The sequence below is a fragment of the Micromonospora rhizosphaerae genome (assembly GCF_900091465.1).
Taxonomy (GTDB): domain Bacteria; phylum Actinomycetota; class Actinomycetes; order Mycobacteriales; family Micromonosporaceae; genus Micromonospora; species Micromonospora rhizosphaerae.
Window position 1 is genome coordinate 6,746,270 of record NZ_FMHV01000002.1, and the last position, 19,068, is coordinate 6,765,337.

Sequence of the window (19,068 nt, forward strand, 5' to 3'; positions counted from 1 at the left end):
CTGGGGGCGTACGGGCGCGGACTCCGGCTTCCGACCACCGCCGCCGGCCGGGGCCGGCCGCGCACGCCAGCGTCAATCCTGACAGGTACGCCGCGCTCCGCCCACATCACCCCGCCGAGCGGGACCAGCCACCAGGGTTTATCGACAAGATCACACCCCGGGTTCGGCGGGCGTGGGACGGGTAGGTAACTCCGTCACGGGGCCGCAGACGCCGCAGCTACGCTCAGTACGCTCATTGCGGTGGACTCGTCAGCATTCGGAGGTGGCCGATCGTGACCGTCCGTAGCTCCTTTGTCGTAGTGGCGAACCGACTGCCGGTCGACGAGGTGAGCACACCCGAAGGACGGCAGTGGCGGCGGAGCCCCGGCGGGCTGGTCACCGCGCTGCACCCCGTCCTCGCCGAGCACCAGGGCACCTGGGTCGGCTGGGCGGGCGGCACCGGCGCCGCACCCGAGCCGTTCGATCTTGAAGGGATCCGGCTGCACCCGGTGCCGCTGAGCGCCGAGGAGCTTGAGCGCTACTACGAGGGTCAGTCCAACGCCACCATCTGGCCGCTCTACCACGACGCGGTGGAGACCCCCGCCTACAAGCGCCGCTGGCGCGAGGCGTACCGGCTGGTCAACGCCCGGTTCGCGGAGGCCGCGGCGGACGTCGCGGCAGAGGGGGCGACGGTCTGGGTACAGGACTACCAGCTCCAACTGGTCCCGGCGATGCTCCGGGAGCTCCGGCCGGACCTGCGGATCGGCTTCTTCCTGCACATCCCGTTCCCGCCGATCGAGCTGTTCATGCAGATGCCGTTCCGCACCGAGATCCTGCGCGGCCTGCTCGGCGCCGACCTGGTCGGCTTCCAGCAGCGGCTCGCCGCGCAGAACTTCGTCCGGCTGGCGCGGCACCTGCTCGGCCTGCGGTACCAGGGGCAGATGATCCAGGTAGACGGCCGTCAGGTGAAGGCCGGCGCCTTCCCCATCTCCATCGACACCAAGGAGATGGAGCGGATGGCGGCCGATCCGACGATCCAGGCCCGGGCCAAGCAGATCCGCGAGGAGCTGGGCAATCCGAGGACGATCATCCTGGGCGTCGACCGGCTCGACTACACCAAGGGCATCGAACTCCGGCTCAAGGCCTTCCGCGAGCTCCTGGCTGACGGAAAGTTGACAGTCCCGGACGCGGTTATGGTGCAGGTCGCCACCCCGAGCCGCGAGCGGGTGGAGCACTACCAGGCGCTTCGCGTCAAGGTGGAACGGGAAGTTGGTCGGATTAATGGCGAATTCGGACGGGTCGGGGTGCCCGCAGTGCATTATCTGCATCAGTCGTACAGTCGCTCCGAACTGGCCGCGATGTACGCCGCGGCCGACGTGATGATGGTGACCCCCCTGCGAGACGGAATGAATCTGGTGGCCAAGGAGTACGTCGCATCGCGCGCCGACCAGGGCGGCGCCCTCGTGCTCAGTGAATTCGCCGGCGCCGCGACGGAGCTGCGTCAGGCCTTCCTGTGCAACCCGCACGACCCCGACGCGGTCAAGGAGGCGCTGTTGCGCGCCGTGCACGTGGAGAAACCCGAGGCCCGCCGCCGGATGCGAATAATGCAGCGCCACTTGCGCAGCCACGACGTGGGGCACTGGGCCAAGTCCTTCCTGACCGAACTCGGCGTGCCCGAAGCGGAGGCCGCGTGACCGCCCCCACCACCCGACGCGACGGCGTGCTGGACCCCGAGCTGCGCGCCGCGATCGGCCGGATCGCCCGGGCCCCCCAGCTCCTGGTCGCCTGCGACTACGACGGCACCCTCGCGCCGATCGTCGAGGACCCGACCAAGGCCGTACCGCTGCCCGAATCGGTGGCCGCGGTGCGTGCGCTGGCCGCGCTGCCACAGACCAACGTCGCGGTGGTCTCCGGCCGGGCGCTGCGCGACCTGGCCACGCTCTCCCGGCTGCCCAGCGAGGTGCACCTGGTCGGCAGCCACGGCTCCGAGTTCGACATCGGCTTCGTCGAGCGGCTCTCGCCCGAGCTGATCGCCGTGCGGACCCGGCTGCGCGACGCGCTGCGCCAGATCGCCGCCGACCACCCCGGGGTACGGCTGGAGCGCAAGCCGGCCAGCGTCGCGGTGCACACCCGCGGGTTGGACCCGGAGGTCGCCGCCGCGGCGATCGAGGCGGTCCGCAGCGGCCCCGCCACCTGGGACGAGGTCACGGTCACCCAGGGCAAGGAGGTCATCGAGCTGTCGGTGGTGGCTACCCACAAGGGCACCGCGCTCGACCAGCTCCGTACGCAGCTGTCCGCCAGCGCGGTGCTCTTCATCGGCGACGACGTCACGGACGAGAACGCGTTCGGCAACCTGCACGGCCCCGACGTCGGCATCAAGATCGGTCCTGGCGAGACGAAGGCGGGCTGGCGCGTCGCCGAGCCGATCGAGGCCGCCCGAGCGCTCGGCCTGCTGCTGGAGACCCGGCGGAACTGGCTCTTCGGCGAGCGGGCGGTGCCGATCGAGCGGCACTCGATGCTGGCCAACGGCCGGACGGTCGCGCTGCTGACCCCGGACGCCAAGGTCAGCTGGCTCTGCCACCCCAAGCCGGACTCGGCGGCGATCTTCGCCGACCTGGTCGGCGGCAGCCCCGCCGGCCACTTCAGCATCACCCCGGAGCGCGGCGGCATCCCGCTCGGGCAGCGCTACCGCTCCGGCACGATGACGGTGGAGACCCGCTGGTCGGGGCTGACCGTCACGGACTGGCTCGACCGGCCGTCCAGCGACGCCGTGCCGGAGGGCCCGGCGATCGTCTCCGGCGACTCGACGCTGGTCCGGCTGCTCACCGGCAGGGGCCGGGCGCGCCTGGAGTTCGCGCCCCGGCCCGAGTTCGGCCAGGTGGCGGTGCAGCTGCAACCGCTCGGCGACGGTCTGCTGGTGCTCGGCTCCAACGACCCGATGGCGCTCTACTCCCCCGGCGTGGAGTGGGAGGTCACCAGCGACGGAGTGAACGAGGCCGCGACGGCGACGGTGGATCTCTCCGCCACGGGCGGGCAGGTGGTGCTGGAGCTGCGCTTCGGCACGCAGAGCCTGGAGCACCACCGGCAGCCGGTTCACGAGCGGCAGGCCGCCGCCGAGCAGCCCTGGAAGGACTGGGTGGCCGGGCTGCGGCTACCCACCACCGCCCGGGAGCTGGTCGCCCGCAGCGCGCTCACCCTGCGCGGGCTCTGCCACGAGGCCACCGGCTCGATCCTGGCCGCCGCGACCACCTCGCTCCCGGAGGAGCTCGGCGGCGTCCGCAACTGGGACTACCGATACTGCTGGCTGCGGGACGCCGCGCTTACCGCCCGCGCGCTGGTCGACCTCGGCTCGACCGAGGAGGCCGAAGGGCTGCTGCGCTGGATCGACGGCGTGGTGGAGCGCACCGGCGGGCACCCGGAGCGGCTGCACCCGCTCTACACGGTGGACGGGTACGAGCTGGGCGCCGAGGCGGTGATCGACACCCTGCCCGGATACGCGGGCTCCCGGCCGGTCCGGGTCGGCAACCTGGCCAACCACCAGCTCCAGCTGGACGTCTTCGGCCCGGTCGCCGACCTCATCGCGGCCGTGGCCGACGCGCGCGGCTCGGTACGCGGCGAAGAGTGGCGGGTGCTGGAGAACATGGTCGAGGCGGTCCGCCGCCGCTGGCACGAGCCCGACCACGGCATCTGGGAGGCCCGCCTCCCGCCGCGGCACCACATCTTCTCCAAGGTGATGTGCTGGATGACGGTCGATCGGGCGCTGCACGTGGTGCGGCAGCACGGCGGCGAGGACCGGCCCGAGTGGGTGGAGCTGCGCGACCGGATCGGCGCCAACGTGCTGGACTACGGCTGGCACGAGGAGGCCCAGGCGTACAGCGTCGCGTACGGGCACGAGGACATGGACGCGTCGTCGCTCTGGATCGGCCTGTCCGGGCTGCTCCCCGGCGACGACCCGCGCTTCCTGTCGACCGTGCTCAAGATCGAGGCGGACCTGCGCAGCGGGCCGGTCGTCTACCGGTACCACTGGGACGACGGCCTGCCCGGCCGGGAGGGCGGCTTCCACATCTGCACGGCGTGGCTGATCGAGGCGTACCTGCGCACCGGTCGCCGCACCGACGCCGAGGAGCTGTTCACCCTGATGGTCGACACGGCCGGGCCGACCGGACTGCTCCCCGAGCAGTACGACCCGCTCGCCGAGCGCGGCCTGGGCAACCACCCGCAGGCGTACAGCCACCTCGGCCTGATCCGCTGCGCCCTCCTGCTGGACAACATGCTCAAGCAGTGACCTGACCAGCGACGACGGCGGCGGGAGACGGGTCTCCCGCCGCCGTCGGGTTATCGGCCGTCAGGCCGTCGGCCCGTTGGCGGTCCCGGCCGGCCGCGGCCCGCTCCCATCCGCCTGCGCCGAACGGCCCGACAGGGAACAGGCGGCGAGGCGGTGCAACAGCGCGCCCCCGGTCCGGCCGAGATCAGGCCTGTGCGCCCGGAGCAGGGTGAGCGCCCCGAACAGCCTCCGCCGCCCCGGCGGAAGCCAGGGCGTCTACCACGTCGCCAACGACCACCACGGCCGGCGGCCGCATCCCGGCGGCGACCACCTCCTCGGCCACCGCACCCAGCGTCGAGCGCAGCACCCGCTGGGAGCCCGTCGTGCCCTCCTGCACCACGGCTACCGGCGCGGACGGCGCCCGGCCGTGCGCGATCAGGGTGGCGGTGATGGCGGCCAGGTTCTTCAGCCCCATCAGGATGACCAGCGTGCCGCGCAGCCGCGCGAGGGCGTCCCAGCGCACCAGCGAGCCCGGCGAGTCCGGGGCGACGTGGCCGGAGACGACGGTGAACTCGTGGGCGACCGCGCGGTGGGTGACCGGGATGCCGGCCACCGCCGGCACCGCGATGGCACTGGTCACCCCCGGCACCACCGTCACCGGCACGCCGGCCTCGGCGCAGGCCAGCAGTTCCTCCCCGCCGCGGCCGAAGACGTACGGGTCGCCGCCCTTGAGCCGGACCACGAACTTCCCGGCCAGGGCACGGTCGACCAGGATCCGGTTGATCTCCTCCTGGGCGCGGGACGGGCCGTACGGGATCTTCGAGGCGTCGACCAGCTCGACATCGGGGCGCAGCTCGTCGAGGAGCAGCCCGGGCACCAGCCGGTCGGCGACCACCACGTCCGCCCCGGTGAGCAGCCGCCATCCCTTCACAGTGATCAGCTCGGGGTCGCCGGGACCCGCGCCCACCAGCGCCACCCTCCCGGCGCCGGCCGCCGCCACGCCCCGGGCGTCTCCACCGCCCCCGGCCGGAGCCGCGGCGCCCGGGTAGCCCGGGCCGGTCGGCGGCGCCGGCGGGCGTGCCGCCAGCAGATCGCGGATGGCGTCGCGCACCGTCATCGCACGGCGGGGGTCGCCGCCGCCGAGCACTGCGACGGTGACCGGGCCGTGCCGGGTCACCGCCGGGGTCCACGCGGTGGCCGCCGCCCGGTCGTCGGCGCGTACGCAGAAGATCCGGCGCTCAGCGGCGGCGGCGCTGACGGCCGCCGCAGCGGCCCGGTCGTCGACGGCGACCTGGACCAGCCACGCGCCGTCGAGGTCGGTCGGGATGAACCGGCGCGGCTCCCAGTGCAGCCGGCCGGCGTCCACATGCGCGCGCAGCGCGGGGGTCAGCTCCGGCGAGACCAGCAGGACGTCCGCGCCGGCGTCCAGCAGCGCCGGCACCCGCCGGGTGGCCACCGCTCCCCCACCCACCACGACCACCCGTCGGCCGGCGAGCCGCAGGCCGAGGGGGTACGGGTTCGCGGTCACTTCTCGGCCACCCCGGCCGAGTCGAAGGTGGCGACCTCGTGCAGCACCCGGACCGCGCCGGTGACGACCGGCAGCGCGAGCAGCGCGCCGGTCCCCTCACCGAGGCGCAGCCCGAGGTCGATCAGCGGGTCGAGACCCAGGTGACGCAGCGCGGCCGTGGCACCCGGCTCGGCGGAGCGGTGCCCGGCGACCATCGCGCCGACCGCGTCCGGGGCGAACGCGGCGGCGGCGAGCGCGGCGCTCACCGCGATCACGCCGTCCAGCAGCACCGGGACCCGGCGGGCCGCGGCGCCCAGGATCAGGCCGGCCAGCGCGGCGTGCTCCAGCCCGCCGACCGCGGCCAGCACGCCCAGCGGGTCGGCCGGGTCGGGCGCGTGCCGGTCCAGCGCGGCCCGCACCACGCCGAGCTTCCGCCGGTACGTCTCGTCGTCCACCCCGGTCCCGCGCCCGGTCGCCTCGGCCGGGTCGACGCCGGCGAACGCCGCGATCAGGGCCGCGGCCGGGGTGGTGTTGCCGATCCCCATGTCCCCGGTGAGCAGGATGCCGGCGCCCGCGTCGATCAGCTCGCCGGCCACCCGGATGCCGGTCTCCACCGCCGCCCGCGCCTCGTCCCGGGTGAGCGCGGCGGTGACGGTCATGTCCCGGGTGCCCGCCCGGACGTTCGCGGCGACCAGCCGCAGGCCCGCCGGCGCACCGCCGGGCACCGGCGCACCGCCGTCGCCCGCCAGGGCACCGCCGTCGCCCGCCGGGGCACCGCCGTCCGCCGCGGAGCCGGCGTCCGACGGGTCGACGGGCAGCGGGGTCGCCACGCCGACGTCGACCACCGTGACCGAGGCGCCGGCCTGCCGGGCGAACGCGTTGACCACCGCGCCACCGGCCAGGAAGTTGCCGATCATCTGGGCGGTGACCTCCTGCGGCCAGGGGGTCACCCCCTGCGCGTGCACCCCGTGGTCGCCGGCGAAGATCGCCACGGCGGCCGGCTCGGGCAGCGGCGGCGGGCAGCTCCCGGCCAGCCCGGCGAGGCGCACGGAGAGCGGTTCGAGCGCGCCGAGGGAACCAGCCGGCTTGGTCAGCCGGCCCTGGAGGTCGCGGGCGGCCGCCATCGCCGGCTCGTCGAGCGGCCCGATCGCCGCAACGGTGGACTCCAACATCATGCCTCCAGGATCTCCGCCAGCACGCCGGTGAAAGCGTCGGTCGTCGCGGGATCGCGGACCGCGATCCGCAGCCAGTCCGGGCCGAGCCCGGGGAACGTGTCGCCACGGCGTACCGCCCAGCCGCGGTCGCGTAGCCGCTGGCGTACCTCGGCTGCGCCGGGCAGGTGGACCAGCACGAAGGCGCTCGCCGGGCGGCCCGCGACGCGTACGCCGGGCAGGCCGGACAGGCGCGCGACCAGGTGGTCGCGGTCGGCGGCGAGCCGCGCGGCGATGGCGCGCTCGGCCGCGACCGCGGTCGGGCTCGCGCAGGCGGTGGCGGCGGCGAGCGCCGGGGTGGAGACCGCCCAGAGCGGCTGCGCGGCGGCGAACCGGGTGAGCAGCGCGGACTCGCCGAGCAGGTAGCCGACCCGCAGCCCGGCCAGCCCCCAGGTCTTGGTCAGGCTGCGCACCACGACCAGGCCGGGCAGGTCGCGGCGGCCGGCCAGCGACTCCGGCTCGCCCGGCGCACCGGGCGCGGCCGTGGTATCGGCGAACGCCTCGTCGACCACCAGGACCCGGCCGGGGCGGGCCAGCTCGGCCAGCGCTGCGGCCGGGTGCAGCACGGAGGTGGGGTTGGTCGGGTTGCCGACCATGACCAGGTCGGCGTCGGCGGGCACCCGGGCCGGGTCGAGCCGGAAGTCGTCGGCCGGGTCGAGCTGCACCCGTTCCACGGTGTGCCCGGCGGCCAGCAGCGCGGCCTCCGGCTCGGTGAACTGCGGGTGCACCACCACCGGCCGGCGGGCCCCCGACAGCGCCCGGGCGATCAGCACGAAGCCCTCGGCCGCGCCGGCGGTGAGCAGTACCTCTTCCGGGGGACGGCCGTGCCGGGCGGCCACCGCGGCCCGGGCGGGTGCGGGATCCGGGTACGCGGCGAGCTGGCCCAGCGCGGCGACGAGCGGGTCGGCCAGCCAGTCCGGCATCGGGTCCCGCCGGACGTTGACCGCGAGGTCGATCAGGCCGGGGGCGACCTCGGCGTCGCCGTGGTGCCCGAGGTCCGGCTCGTCCCCGGCGTCGGGCGGTGTCCCGATCAGCTGACCACGCATGTCCGCGATCCTGCCGGGAAGCCGCCGCCCGGGACAGCGGATCCCGGCGTGGGACTCGTCACCACTGATGGACCTGTCGCCCGTTTATGAATTCTTCTCATTTCCTAATCGGAAATGTCATAGCTTGACCATGTGAGCAATCGACCCCTTGCCTCCGCTGGTCGTGCCGTTCCCCTCCTCCGCGCCGGGCTGATCGCCGGCATCGTGATCGCCGCCGCGGCCTATCCGTTGGCGGCCCTCACCGGCATCGGCGCCAAGGCCACCGCCCACGCGGTGGAGCACAAGACGGGCATCCTGCGTACCGCCCTGCCCGCCGAGACCTCGTACCTGTACGCGCCGGACGGCAAGACCCTGCTGACGATGTTCTACGAGGAGTACCGGAAGTACACGAAGCTGTCGGAGATATCGCCGAACGTGCAGCAGGCGATCGTGGCCGCCGAGGACAACCGGTTCTACCAGCACCACGGCGTCGACCCGAAGGGCGTGGCCCGCGCCTTCGTGGCGAACGCCCGCTCGAACGGCGTCTCCCAGGGCGCCTCGACCCTGACCATGCAGTACGTCCGGATGGCCCTGCGGGACAGCGCCAAGACGCCGAAGGAAGTCCAGGAGGCCACCCAGCAGACCAGCCTGCGCAAGATCAAGGAAATGCGGATGGCGCTGGACGTCGAGAAGGAGCTGAGCAAGGAGCAGATCCTGGAGCGCTACCTCAACTCGGCCTACTTCGGCCACCGGGCGTACGGGATCTACGCGGCCGCGCAGATCTTCTTCTCCAAGACCCCGGCGGACCTGACTCCCGCCGAGGCGGCCACCCTCGCCGGGCTGGTCAAGTCCCCCTCCGAGTACGACCCGATCACCTCCGACCAGAAGGACGCCACCGGACGGCGCAACTACGTGCTGGACCGGATGGCCCAGCTCGGCTACCTCTCCCCGGACGCGGCTGCGGCGGCGAAGAGCGAGCCGATCCAGCTCCGGCTGACCAGTCCGCCCAACGACTGCGCCTCGGTCGAGGAGAAGTACCGCACCTGGGGTTTCTACTGTGACTACCTCAAGAACTGGTGGAGTTCCCAGCCCGCGTTCGGCGAGAACCGGCTGGAGCGGATGGACAAGCTGCGCCGGGGCGGCTACCGGATCGTGTTGGCCCTCGATCCGAAGACCCAGGAGGCGGCCGAGAAGAACGTCGGCGCCAAGGACGGCAGCGGCAGCCCGTTCGCGAACGGGATCGTGGTCGCCGAGCCGGGCACCGGCCGGATCAAGGCGATGGCGGTGAACCGGAAGTACTCGCTGGATCTCAGCGAGAACCCACCCAGCTCCAACCCAGAGGCCGGACGAAACGTCAAGGCGAACTACCCGAACACGGTCGCGCCGCTGCTCGGCGGTGGCACGCTCCCGGGCTACCAGGCCGGATCGACGTTCAAGATGTTCCCCCTGCTGGCCGCGCTCAACTCGGGCAAGAAGCTGTCCACCGAGTTCAACGCCCCCTACCGGTACAGGTCGCGTATTTACGACGACTGGCAGCCGACGAACGCCAGCGGCGCGATGAGCGGTCAGCAGACCATGTGGTCCGCTTTCGGCAAGTCGGTGAACACCTACTGGGTGTGGATGGAGGAGCAGATCGGCGCGGAGAAGGGCGTCCGTCTCGCCGAGCAGCTCGGGCTGCGCTGGCGGACCGACGTCGACCGACAGCACGCCGCGCCGGACCGCGCGCCCAAGTGGGGTGCGTTCACCCTGGGCGTCTCCGACGCCACCCCGCTGGAAATGGCGAACGCCTACGCCACGGTCGCCGCGGAGGGCCGGTACTGCGAGGCGATCCCGGTCATGTCGATCTTCAACCGGGACGGCACGCCGACCACGTACACCACCCGCGGCGGGGTCACGCGGGAGGTAGCCAAGCCGCGCTGCCGGCAGGTGGTCAGCGCGGACGCGGCCCGGGCGGCCACCGACGCGGCCCGCTGCCCGACCGGCGACACCCCGGCGAAGGGAGGCTGCGGCGGCTGGTCGACCGCCGACAGCGTCCGGGGTACGGTCGGGCGCCCGGTGGCCGGAAAGACGGGTACCACGGACAGCACCCGGTCCGCCTGGTTCGTCGGCTACACGCCGGAGCTGGCGGCGGCGAGCTTCATCGCCGACCCGGACAACCCGTTCAACGCGGTGGGCGACGGCCTGTCCCAGGTCCCGATCGGCGCGGTGGCCGAGACCCTGCGCGACGCCCTCAAGGACAAGCCCGTCCGCCAGTTCACCCCACCCTCCGATCAGATCGTCGGCTGACCGCCTGGACCGCCCGGGGGTGCGCCCGGGTTAGTTGATCAAGAGGTTTGCGTCCAGAGTCTGCGCGATTCCCGACGCAAACCTCTTGATCGGCTCTTCGGTCGGGGTGGGGCCCGGGCCTGGGGTCAGCGGAGGTCGGCGGCCACGAAGGACCAGAGTTCGAGGTCGACGCGGGCGCCGCGGACGAAGCCGGCGTTGCGCAGCAGGCCCTCGTAGCTGAAGCCGGCCTTCTCGGCGACCCGCCGGGACGCCACGTTCCCGGGCGCGACCCGCAGCTCGACCCGCTGAAAACCGTGCTCCAGGATCAGCGCGATGGCGACCGCGTCCACCGCCTCGGCGGCCAGCCCGTAGCCCCGGGCGTGCGGAGCGATCGCGTAGGAGATCTCGGTCAGCCGGGCACCCCAGTCGGTGCGCCGGGTCCAGAGGCAGCCGACCACCCGCTGGTCCTCCCGGCGGAGCACCCCGTAGTGGTCTCCCTCGCCGCTGTCCCGGCGCTGCCGGGCCAGCTCGGTGCACCAGGCCCGCCCGTCGATCTGGCCGGAGTCATCGGCCAGCGGCAGCCAGCGCTGGGTCTGCCGGTCCGCGAAGACCTCGTCGACCGCCGCGGCGTCGGCCGCCGCGAGCGGCCGGACCTCGGTGCGCGGCGTGGAGACGGTCAGCTCCGGGAAGCGGCGCACGGCCACCTGCCCGATCACGCCGGGGCCTCCGCGGTCGCCGGCTCCATCGCCGCCGCGGCGACCAGCCGCGCGGCGATCTCCGGGTACCCGGCCCAGTGCGGGACGAGCTGCGAGGCGTGCACCCCGCGCCAGACGAAGCCCTCCGGGGCGCCGCCGTCCCAGCTCCAGGCCGGCCGCTCCCCGGCCCGCGGGGTGAGCACCGCGGCGTGCTGCTTGTGCCCGACCAGCATCGTGCCGGCCGGGGCGACCACGCTGTCGGTGCGAGCGGTCGCCTCCCGGTAGCCGATCACCATGCCGTCCCGGCTGGCGCCGACCGCGTCGAGCACCCCACACATCGGCAGCCCGTCCAGCTCCCGGGCCAGCCAGAGCAGGCCGGCACCCTCGGCGACCACCGGCCGACCGGCGCGGGCCAGCTCGGCAACGGCGATGCAGAGCCGGCGGTTGGCGGAGAGCTGGTCCGCGTACGACTCGGGGAGCCCGCCGCCGACGACCAGCGCGCGGGTGCCGGCCGGCAGGGTCTCGTCGCCCAGCGGGTCGACCATGACCACCTCGGCGCCGGCGGCGCGGAGCAGCTCGGCGGTCTCCGGATGGCTGTAGCCGCCGCCCGGGCCGCCGGCGAGCGCGACCACCGGGCGCCCGCCGCTGGACGCGCCGTCGACCGGCTCCGGCGACCAGGCGTCCACGGTCAGCGCCGGCGCCGACCGGGCCAGCACCAGCAGCCGGTCCAGGTCGACCGTGGCAGCCACCGCCTCGCCCAGCCGGCGCACCGCCCCGGCGGCCTCGCCGTCCCCGGCAACCACGGGCACCATGCCGTGCCGCCGCGCGGGCAGCACCGGGGGCAGCTCGTGCCGGCGCAGCGCGCCGTAGACCGGCACGCCGATGTCGTCCAGGGCCTCCCGCAGCATCGCCTCGTGCCGGGGCGACGCCACCCGGTTGAGGATCACCCCGCCGAGCCAGAGCTGCTCGTCGTACGCCCGGAAGCCGTGCACCAGGGCGGCCACCGACTGACCCATCGCGGCCACGTCCACCATCAGCACGACCGGGCTGCGCAGCGCGGTGGCGACCGCGGCGGTGGACTCGGTCTCCGGGCGACCGGCGACCGAGTCGTAGAGGCCCATGGTGCCCTGCACGACGGCGATCCCGGCCCCGGCCGCGCCGTGCGCGAAGAGCGGGGCGACCCGCTCCGGGCCGACCAGCCGCGGGTCCAGGTTGCGCCCCGGGCGGCCGGACGCCAGCCCGAGGTACGCCGAGTCCACCTGGTCCGGACCCACCTTGAAACCGGCCACGTCGAGCCCCCGGCCGGCGAGGGCGGCGAGCAGGCCGATGGCGAGGGCCCCGGTGCCGTGCCCCGAGGACGGCGCGCTCAACACGACGCGCGGCACGACGGTCATCAATCGACTCCTCGCAGGCGACGGACGTTCGCGGTGGGGTGGTGCGCGGCGGCGGACCCGGCCGAGCGATCCGCTCGCGTGACCATACCCGTCCCCGCCGACAGGCGGCGGCCGCCGAGCGGCCCGATCGGGCCCGCGCAGGTCAGTGGCCCCGCTCATACGGGTAGCCTCGTGCTGTGTACCGGTTCCTCCTGACCCCGCGCTGGCTGGGCATCCTGGCGCTGGCCCTGGTCGCCGCCGCGCTGATGGTCTTCCTCGGCAACTGGCAGCTGGATCGCTACCGGGGCCGGACGGCGATCAACGAGCGGATCGACGCCGGCGCGACCATGGCCCCCGCCCCGCTGCGGGACGCGGTGCCCGCCCCGACCGGCGGCCCGGGCACCGCCGGCCCGGCCCCCGCCGAGCAGGCGACCTATACCCCGGTGACCGCCACCGGCCGGTACGACACCGCCAATCTGATCCTGGTGCGCAACCGTACGGTCGACAGCCAGGTCGGCTTCGAGGTGCTGACGCCGCTGGTCCTCGCCGACGGCACCGCCGTGCTGGTGGACCGGGGCTGGATCCCGCCGGCCCCGGAGGGCGCCACCGTCCAGCCGCAGGTGCCCGCCGCCCCCGCCGGTGAGGTGACCGTCGCCGGCCGGGTGATGGCCAGCGAGAGCGGCGCCGGCCCGGTGGACCGGCGCGACGGCAAGCTGGAGGCCCGGCGGATCGGCGTCCCGCGGCTCGCCCGGGAGCTGCCCTACCCGGTGTACGGCGGCTACCTGCTGCTCGACGAGCAGACCCCGGCCGCCGACCCGGCCTTCCAGGCGGTGCCGATCGGGCACACCAACAACTGGCAGAACTTCGGCTACGTGGTGCAGTGGTGGATCTTCGCCGCCATGACACTGGTCGGTTACGGCTGGGGGGCCCGTAAGGAGGCGCGTCGGTTGGCCGGCCTGGACAAGCCGCGGCCGCCCGTCGACCGGGCCGCCGAACCGGCCCCCAGCGCCTCCGCCTGACCGCCACGCGGGCACGGCGACGGCCGGGGACGCCCGCGCTCGCCGCGGTCGCCTGGGCCGGTCAGCCGGTGGGCCGGCCGGCGTGGATGGCCCCGACCGCGTCGATGCTGTCGGCCTCGGCGGCGGACTTGTCGTCGCGGTAGCGCACCACCCGGGCGAAGCGCAGCGCCATCCCGCCCGGATAGCGGCTGCTGCTCTGCACCCCGTCGAATGCGATCTCGACGACCTGCTCGGGGCGGACCCGGACCACCCAGTCGCCCCTCTCCACGGCCAGGTCGAGGAACCGCTCGGTCTGCCAGCGCAGCATGTCGTCGGTGAGGCCCTTGAACGTCTTGCCGAGCATGACGAACTCGCCGGTGCGCGGGTCGCGGGCGCCGAGGTGCAGGTTGGAGAGCCAGCCCTGGCGCCGGCCGCTGCCCCACTCCACCGCCAGCACCACCAGGTCGAGGGTGTGCCGCGGCTTGACCTTGACCCAGGCCGCTCCGCGCCGGCCGGCGTCGTAGGGGGCGTCCGGGTTCTTGACCACCACCCCCTCCTGGCCGGCGTCGACCGCGGCGGCGAAGGCCGCCCCGGCCTGCTCGGGCCCGTCCACCTCCATCCGCCCCACCAGCAGCGTCGGGTCGACCGCGCCGGCGAGCGCCGTCCACCGCTCCCGGCCGGGCAGGTCGATCAGATCCTCGCCGTCGAGGTGCAGCAGATCGAAGAAGTACGGCGTCAGCACGGTCTCGCCGGTGGTCTCGGCGGCGGCCAGCACGGCCGGGGCCACCGGGGTGCCGCCGGTGGTGCTCGGGGTGGTGCGCCGGGCGGCCCGGCTGGAGGTCTGCTGAAACGGCAGCGGGCGGCCGGTCTCGTCCAGCCCGATCGCCTCGCCGTCGAGCACCAGCTCCCGGGCGGGCAGCGCGCGCACGGCGGCGACCACCTCGGGCAGCCGGGCGGTGATCTCGTCCAGGCTGCGGGTGTAGACCGCGATGTCGTCGCCGGAGCGGTGGACCTGGATGCGGATGCCGTCGAGCTTGACGTCGACCACCGCCGGCGTGCCGGTCGCGGCGAGCGCCTCGTCCACCGACGGGGCGCTCTGCGCCAGCATCGGGGCGAGCGGACGGCCGACCTGGAGCCCGAACCCGGCCAGCGCGTCGGCGCCGCCGGAGAGCGCGGCGACCGCCACCGCGCGGAGGTCACCGGCGAGCAGCAGGGCCCGGCGGACGGCCGCCACCGGCACCTCGGCCGCCCGGGCCACCGCGTCGGCGAGCAGGCCGGCCTGGGCGCCCTGCCGCAGCTCGCCGCTGAACAGGCCGACCAGCAGCCGTTGCTCCTCGGCGGTGGCCGCGGCGAAGAGCCGGCCTAGCAGCTCCCGGCGGCGGGCCTGGGAACCGGCGCCGCGCACCGCCGCGATCTCGTCGATCGCCGCGTCGACCGCGGCCACGGTCAGCGTCGGCTCGGCGGCCGGCGCGGGCAGGTCACGCAGGCTGGCGTAGCCCACGCCGGTCTGCCGTTGGCGCAGCTCACCGGCGAGATAGCCGGAGCCCGCCGGCACCTCGGCGGGGTCGAGCGCCCGGAGCGCGGCGGCGAGCAGCTCCACCTTGGCCCGCCGGCCACTGGTGGCGCCCACCGCGGCGGAGGTGGCCGCCAGGTCGAGGAACCGCACGAACCTCATCCTGCCAGCCACCCCCGACACCGCGGTGGGATCCGGCCGGTGTTCCACTCCAGCTGCGCCGGTGTTCCACTCCAGCTGCGCCGGTGATCCACTCCAGCTGCGGCAAACCGCGGCATCCGGCCCGCCGGACCCGACCACCTGCCGCAACCGGAGTGGATCACCGCCGCGGCGCGCGCCGCCGGTGGTCGGGCCGCCGCCGGCGAGCTGGTCCCGGTCAGGCCGAGACCGGCTCCTCGACCCGCAGCCCCCGGGCGCGGACCTCGTCGGCGATCCGGGTGAGCTGCGTGTCGAGCGCGACCAGTGCGGCGGAAAGCTCGCCGAGCTGGTCCTTGAGCGTGTCCTCGGGCCACGCGGAGACGTCGAGGTCCCCCAGAGCAGTGACGGCGGCCTGGAGCCGGGCCATCTCATCGTTCGTACGCATGTTCGAAAGGCTATAACACCCCTGCGCCCGACACACCGCAAACTTCGACATCAGCCCGGAAGTTACGGCTCCGGCCTAACTCCGGTTCGCGCCCGCCGCGGCGACCTTGGCCAGCAGCAGCGCCTCGGCCAGGCAGACCCGGGCGAACTCGCCCAGGTGCAGGCTTTCGTTCGGCCCATGCGCCCGGGAGTACGGATCCTCCACGCCGGTCACCAGGATCGCCGCCCGCGGGAACATCTCCTGGAAGGTGGCGATGAACGGGATCGAACCGCCGACGCCCATGTCGATCGGGTCGGTGCCGTCCCACGCGGTCCGGAACGCCGAGCGCGCCGCGTCGAACATCGGCCCGGTGGCGTCGATGACGCAGGGGTCGCCGTCGTGCTCGAAGGTGACCGCCACCTGGGCGCCCCACGGCGCGTGCTGCTCCAGGTGGGCGGTCAGCGCCGCGTACGCCTTCTTCGGGTCGTCGCCGGGCGCCAGCCGTACGCTCAGCTTGGCCTTGGCGGCCGGGACCAGCGCGTTCGGCGCCTCCCCGGTGGCTGGCGCGTCGATGCCGAGCACCGCGAGGGCCGGCTTGGTCCAGAGCCGGTCGGTGATCCGGCCGGTGCCGATGAACTCGACCCCGGTGCCGAGTCCGGCCTCGGCGCGGAACCGGTCCTCCGGGTAGTCGACGCTGGCGCCCTCCCGACCGACCAGGCCCTCGACGGCCACGTTCCCGGCATCGTCGTGCAGGGTGGCGAGCAGCTTCGCCAGCGTGGTGAGGGCATCCGGCACGGCCCCGCCGAACATGCCGCTGTGCACCGCGTGGTCGAGGGTGCGGACCTCGACGAAGCAGTTGACGATGCCGCGCAGCGAGGTGGTCAGCGCCGGCACGCCGATGTCCCAGTTGCCGGAGTCGGCGATCACGATGACATCCGAGGCGATTTCCTCGCGGTGCTCCTCCAGCAGCTGCTCCAGCGAGTCGGAGCCGAACTCCTCCTCGCCCTCGATGAAGAGGACCACGCCGACCGGGAGCCGGTCGCCGAACGCGCGCAGCGCCGCGACGTGCGCCATGATGCCGGCCTTGTCGTCGGCGGCGCCGCGACCGTAGAGGCGGCCGTCCCGCTCGACCGGCTCGAACGGGTCGGATTCCCACAGCGAGCGGTCGCCGACCGGCTGGACGTCGTGGTGGGCGTAGAGCAGCACGGTGGGCGCGCCGGGCGGGGCCACCTTCTTCCCGATCACCGCCGGCTGACCGCCGCGACGCACGATCTTGACGTCGAGGTCGCAGCCGCGCAGGAGCTCGGCCACCGCCTCGGCGGAACGCTCCACGTGCGAGTGGTCGAAGCCATCGAAGGCAATGCCCGGGATGCGGACGAGGCGTTCGAGGTCGGCACGGACTCCGGGCAGCTCACGCTCGACGGCGGCCCGCACCTCGGACTCGGACATGATCGGTGTGGTCATGACCGGCATCGTATGCCCGGCCTTACCCGACGCACCTCCCGAGCCCGTCCCGCCCCTCAGGATCCGCGCAGTTTCCGAGCAGGCGTGGCCTCGGCGGCCCCGGCTCCAACACCGTGTTGGACCGGTCGAGGCCCGGGGCGGCGGTGCGGTGCACGTAGTAGTGGGCTGCGTCGTGCGGCAGGGTGGGGGCGCCGTCGACCACCAGGTCCGCCGCGTTTTCCGTGCCGTCGGCGGCGAAGTGCGCGCGTTCCCCGGCATGCCAGCGGCGCAGCTCGGGCAGGATCTCCGGCCCGTCCCGGGTGAGCGCCCGGGACAGCCGCAGCTCCGCCGGCGCGGTGACGAAGACCGACAGGGTCAGCTCCGGGCGGATCGCCGCCCGCGCCGCGCTCACCCCCTCGACGATCAGCACCGGCGCGACCGGCACCGGCACCTCCCGGTCCAGGAAGCACCGCCGCACCCAGCTGTACCGGCGGTACGCCCCCGGCCGGCCGGCCCGCACCGGCGACAGCACCCACTCCTCCAGCCGCGGCCAGAAGGTGAGCTGGTCGTCCCAGCCGTCGAGCAGGTCGTCGGTGCACATGATCGGGGGCCGCGCGCCGCCGGGCAGGGCGGCGAGGGCGTCCGCGAGCCGCGTCGCGAAGACGCTCTTCCCCGCGCCGCTCGGCCCGTCGACCGCCACCAGCCGGGTACGCCCCAACCGCGCCGGCCCGGCCAGCACCCACCGGGCCAGCCCGGCGTACGCCTCGACCACTGCCACTGGACTCACGCCGGCTCGACCGGTTCGCCCAGCATCTCGGCCAACCAGCGCAGCTCCGCCCGGCTGGTGGCGCGTGCGATGGTCAACAGCCCGCGCCGGTACGGATCGTCCAGCGCCTCGGCGCGCACGGGCCGGTCGCCGTCGTAGAAGAAGCTGCTCGGCGTACGGAGGAAAGCCAGCCGCCGGCGGAGCACCCGCTCCCGGGCGGCCGGATCGTCGAGGTGCCGCAGGAAGGCGAGCAGGGTGAACCAGCGGTTCTCGTCGCTGATCTCCAACTCGTCCGGCTCACGCAGTCGGCGGTCCAGCTCGGCCCGGCCCGCGTCGGTCAGCACCAGCGTCTGCCGGGGGGCCGCGCCCGCCCCGGGCTCCGGGCGCCGGGTCAGCAGGCCCGCCCGCTCCAGGCGCTTGATCGCGGGATAGAGCGTGCCGTCGGCGATCGGTCGCACGTGCCCGGTCAGGTGGGCCACCCGGCGCTTGAGGTCGTAGCCGTGCAGGGGTCGCTCGGCGAGGAAGCCGAGGATCGCGAGTTCGAGCACTTCACCAGTATGCCCCCGTGGCGAGATACCTAGATGCCGAGGTATTGTCTCGCCATGTTCGCGACGACGGTGGGCCCCGACGGGGCCCGGATGCGCTGGGTGGAGATGCCGGGGATCGAGCCGGCTCGGGTGTACGTGCACGGACTGGGGGCGACGGCTCCGCCGTACTTCGTCGCGGCGGCGAGCCGCCCCGAGCTCACGGGCCACCGGTCCCTCTTCGTCGACCTGCTCGGCTTCGGGCTGAGCGACCGGCCCGCCGGCTTCGACTACACGCTGACCGGACACGCGGAAAAGCTGGCCACGACGCTGGACGCGGCCGGGGTGCGGGCGGCGCACGTGGTCGCGCACAGCATGGGCGGCGCGGTCGCGATCGCGCTCGCCCACCACCGGCCCGATCTGGTCGGGCGGCTGGTGCTGATCGAGGCGAACCTCGACCCGAACCCGGCGCCGACCGCCGGCAGCAGCGGCGTCGCCCGCTACACCGAGTCGGAATTCCTCTCCGGCGGCTTCGAGGAGACGCTTCGCCGGGTCGGGCCGCACTGGGCCGCCACCATGCGGCTCGCCGACCCGGTGGGCCTGTATCGCACTGCGGTCGGCCTGGTCGCCGGGACCCGGCCGACGATGCGCCGGATGCTGGAGCGGCTGCCGATGCCCCGGACCTTCCTGCAGGGCGGGTTGACCGGCCCGGTCGCGGACCAGGTCGGCCTCGAGGCCTCCGGGGTACGGGTGGTGACGATCCCCGGCGCCGGGCACAACGTCATGCTGGACGCGCCGGTCGAGTTCGCCCGCGCGACGGCCGCCGCCCTCGCCGACCAGCCGGTACCCGCCTGACGACCTCCCCGGCTCGTGCGGGGACGCTCCGGTCGGGCAGGAGTGGCGGCTCTCCCGGGTCGGGTCCCCCGTCGGTTTGGTTCTGCCC

15 protein-coding genes are annotated in these 19,068 nt (G+C 74.4%); 5 read left to right on the plus strand and 10 right to left on the minus strand.

Going from position 1 to position 19,068, the window contains the following annotated elements:
* The first annotated feature begins 272 nt into the window (after positions 1–272).
* Positions 273–1,673, plus strand: coding sequence for an alpha,alpha-trehalose-phosphate synthase (UDP-forming) (locus GA0070624_RS31735; RefSeq protein WP_091347073.1), 1,401 nt, complete (start codon positions 273–275; stop codon positions 1,671–1,673).
* Complete coding sequence (gene otsB, locus GA0070624_RS31740) at positions 1,670–4,264, plus strand: trehalose-phosphatase (protein WP_091347075.1); 2,595 nt, start codon at positions 1,670–1,672, stop codon at positions 4,262–4,264. The genes GA0070624_RS31735 and otsB overlap by 4 nt, the downstream gene beginning before the upstream one ends.
* Positions 4,265–4,448: 184 nt before the next feature.
* On the opposite strand, the gene cobA is transcribed toward otsB, so the two are convergent.
* Genes cobA through cobC form a run of 3 tightly spaced genes read right to left on the minus strand, consistent with a single transcriptional unit; the run spans position 4,449 to position 8,007 of the window.
* Entirely contained in the window at positions 4,449–5,771 is a 1,323-nt protein-coding gene (gene cobA, locus GA0070624_RS31745) for a uroporphyrinogen-III C-methyltransferase (RefSeq protein WP_091347077.1), read from the minus strand.
* Positions 5,768–6,922 carry a nicotinate-nucleotide--dimethylbenzimidazole phosphoribosyltransferase gene (locus GA0070624_RS31750; RefSeq protein WP_091347079.1) on the minus strand — a complete coding sequence of 385 codons (1,155 nt, stop codon included), beginning with the start codon at positions 6,920–6,922 and terminating at the stop codon, positions 5,768–5,770. The genes cobA and GA0070624_RS31750 overlap by 4 nt, the downstream gene beginning before the upstream one ends.
* Positions 6,922–8,007, minus strand: coding sequence for an Rv2231c family histidinol phosphate aminotransferase CobC (gene cobC / locus GA0070624_RS31755; RefSeq protein WP_091347081.1), 1,086 nt, complete (start codon positions 8,005–8,007; stop codon positions 6,922–6,924). Before cobC ends, GA0070624_RS31750 begins: the two co-directional genes overlap by 1 nt.
* Positions 8,008–8,139: 132 nt before the next feature.
* Between cobC and GA0070624_RS31760 the strand changes: the two genes are divergently transcribed.
* On the plus strand, positions 8,140–10,272 hold the full coding sequence (locus tag GA0070624_RS31760) for a transglycosylase domain-containing protein (protein WP_091347084.1): 2,133 nt from the start codon (positions 8,140–8,142) through the stop codon (positions 10,270–10,272).
* A 125-nt stretch (positions 10,273–10,397) separates the two neighbouring features.
* On the opposite strand, the gene GA0070624_RS31765 is transcribed toward GA0070624_RS31760, so the two are convergent.
* Entirely contained in the window at positions 10,398–10,967 is a 570-nt protein-coding gene (locus GA0070624_RS31765) for a GNAT family N-acetyltransferase (RefSeq protein ID WP_091347085.1), read from the minus strand.
* Positions 10,964–12,340 carry a cobyrinic acid a,c-diamide synthase CobB gene (locus GA0070624_RS31770; RefSeq protein WP_091347087.1) on the minus strand — a complete coding sequence of 459 codons (1,377 nt, stop codon included), beginning with the start codon at positions 12,338–12,340 and terminating at the stop codon, positions 10,964–10,966. The genes GA0070624_RS31765 and GA0070624_RS31770 overlap by 4 nt, the downstream gene beginning before the upstream one ends.
* Positions 12,341–12,516: 176 nt before the next feature.
* On the opposite strand from GA0070624_RS31770, the gene GA0070624_RS31775 reads away from it, so the two are divergent.
* Positions 12,517–13,338 (plus strand): SURF1 family cytochrome oxidase biogenesis protein, encoded by an 822-nt coding sequence (locus tag GA0070624_RS31775; protein WP_091347089.1) that lies wholly within the window; start codon positions 12,517–12,519, stop codon positions 13,336–13,338.
* Between the two features lie 61 nt (positions 13,339–13,399).
* Here GA0070624_RS31775 and GA0070624_RS31780 read toward each other — a convergent pair whose 3' ends face one another.
* From GA0070624_RS31780 to GA0070624_RS31800, 5 genes are all read right to left on the minus strand, one after another.
* Complete coding sequence (locus GA0070624_RS31780) at positions 13,400–14,992, minus strand: ATP-dependent DNA ligase (RefSeq protein ID WP_176731943.1); 1,593 nt, start codon at positions 14,990–14,992, stop codon at positions 13,400–13,402.
* Between the two features lie 214 nt (positions 14,993–15,206).
* A complete protein-coding gene (locus GA0070624_RS31785; RefSeq protein ID WP_091347094.1) occupies positions 15,207–15,413 on the minus strand; it encodes a hypothetical protein in 207 nt (68 codons plus the stop codon).
* Positions 15,414–15,488: 75 nt separating this feature from the next.
* Complete coding sequence (locus GA0070624_RS31790; protein WP_218105439.1) at positions 15,489–16,841, minus strand: dipeptidase; 1,353 nt, start codon at positions 16,839–16,841, stop codon at positions 15,489–15,491.
* A 37-nt stretch (positions 16,842–16,878) separates the two neighbouring features.
* Complete coding sequence (locus GA0070624_RS31795) at positions 16,879–17,622, minus strand: uridine kinase family protein (RefSeq protein WP_245719086.1); 744 nt, start codon at positions 17,620–17,622, stop codon at positions 16,879–16,881.
* Complete coding sequence (locus GA0070624_RS31800) at positions 17,619–18,149, minus strand: PadR family transcriptional regulator (RefSeq protein ID WP_091347096.1); 531 nt, start codon at positions 18,147–18,149, stop codon at positions 17,619–17,621. Before GA0070624_RS31800 ends, GA0070624_RS31795 begins: the two co-directional genes overlap by 4 nt.
* 54 nt (positions 18,150–18,203) lie before the next feature.
* On the opposite strand from GA0070624_RS31800, the gene GA0070624_RS31805 reads away from it, so the two are divergent.
* Positions 18,204–18,980 (plus strand): alpha/beta fold hydrolase, encoded by a 777-nt coding sequence (locus GA0070624_RS31805; protein WP_091347098.1) that lies wholly within the window; start codon positions 18,204–18,206, stop codon positions 18,978–18,980.
* Positions 18,981–19,068: the final 88 nt, after the last annotated feature.

Bases quoted from the DNA above. Each gene is read 5' to 3' on its own strand.
- GA0070624_RS31750 (WP_091347079.1), bottom strand. From the start codon at position 6,922: ATGTTGGAGTCCACCGTTGCGGCGATCGGGCCGCTCGACGAGCCGGCG.
- cobC (WP_091347081.1), bottom strand. From the start codon at position 8,007: ATGCGTGGTCAGCTGATCGGGACACCGCCCGACGCCGGGGACGAGCCG.
- GA0070624_RS31770 (WP_091347087.1), bottom strand. From the start codon at position 12,340: ATGACCGTCGTGCCGCGCGTCGTGTTGAGCGCGCCGTCCTCGGGGCAC.
- GA0070624_RS31780 (WP_176731943.1), bottom strand. From the start codon at position 14,992: ATGAGGTTCGTGCGGTTCCTCGACCTGGCGGCCACCTCCGCCGCGGTG.
- GA0070624_RS31785 (WP_091347094.1), bottom strand. From the start codon at position 15,413: ATGCGTACGAACGATGAGATGGCCCGGCTCCAGGCCGCCGTCACTGCT.
- GA0070624_RS31790 (WP_218105439.1), bottom strand. From the start codon at position 16,841: ATGTCCGAGTCCGAGGTGCGGGCCGCCGTCGAGCGTGAGCTGCCCGGA.
- GA0070624_RS31805 (WP_091347098.1), top strand. From the start codon at position 18,204: ATGTTCGCGACGACGGTGGGCCCCGACGGGGCCCGGATGCGCTGGGTG.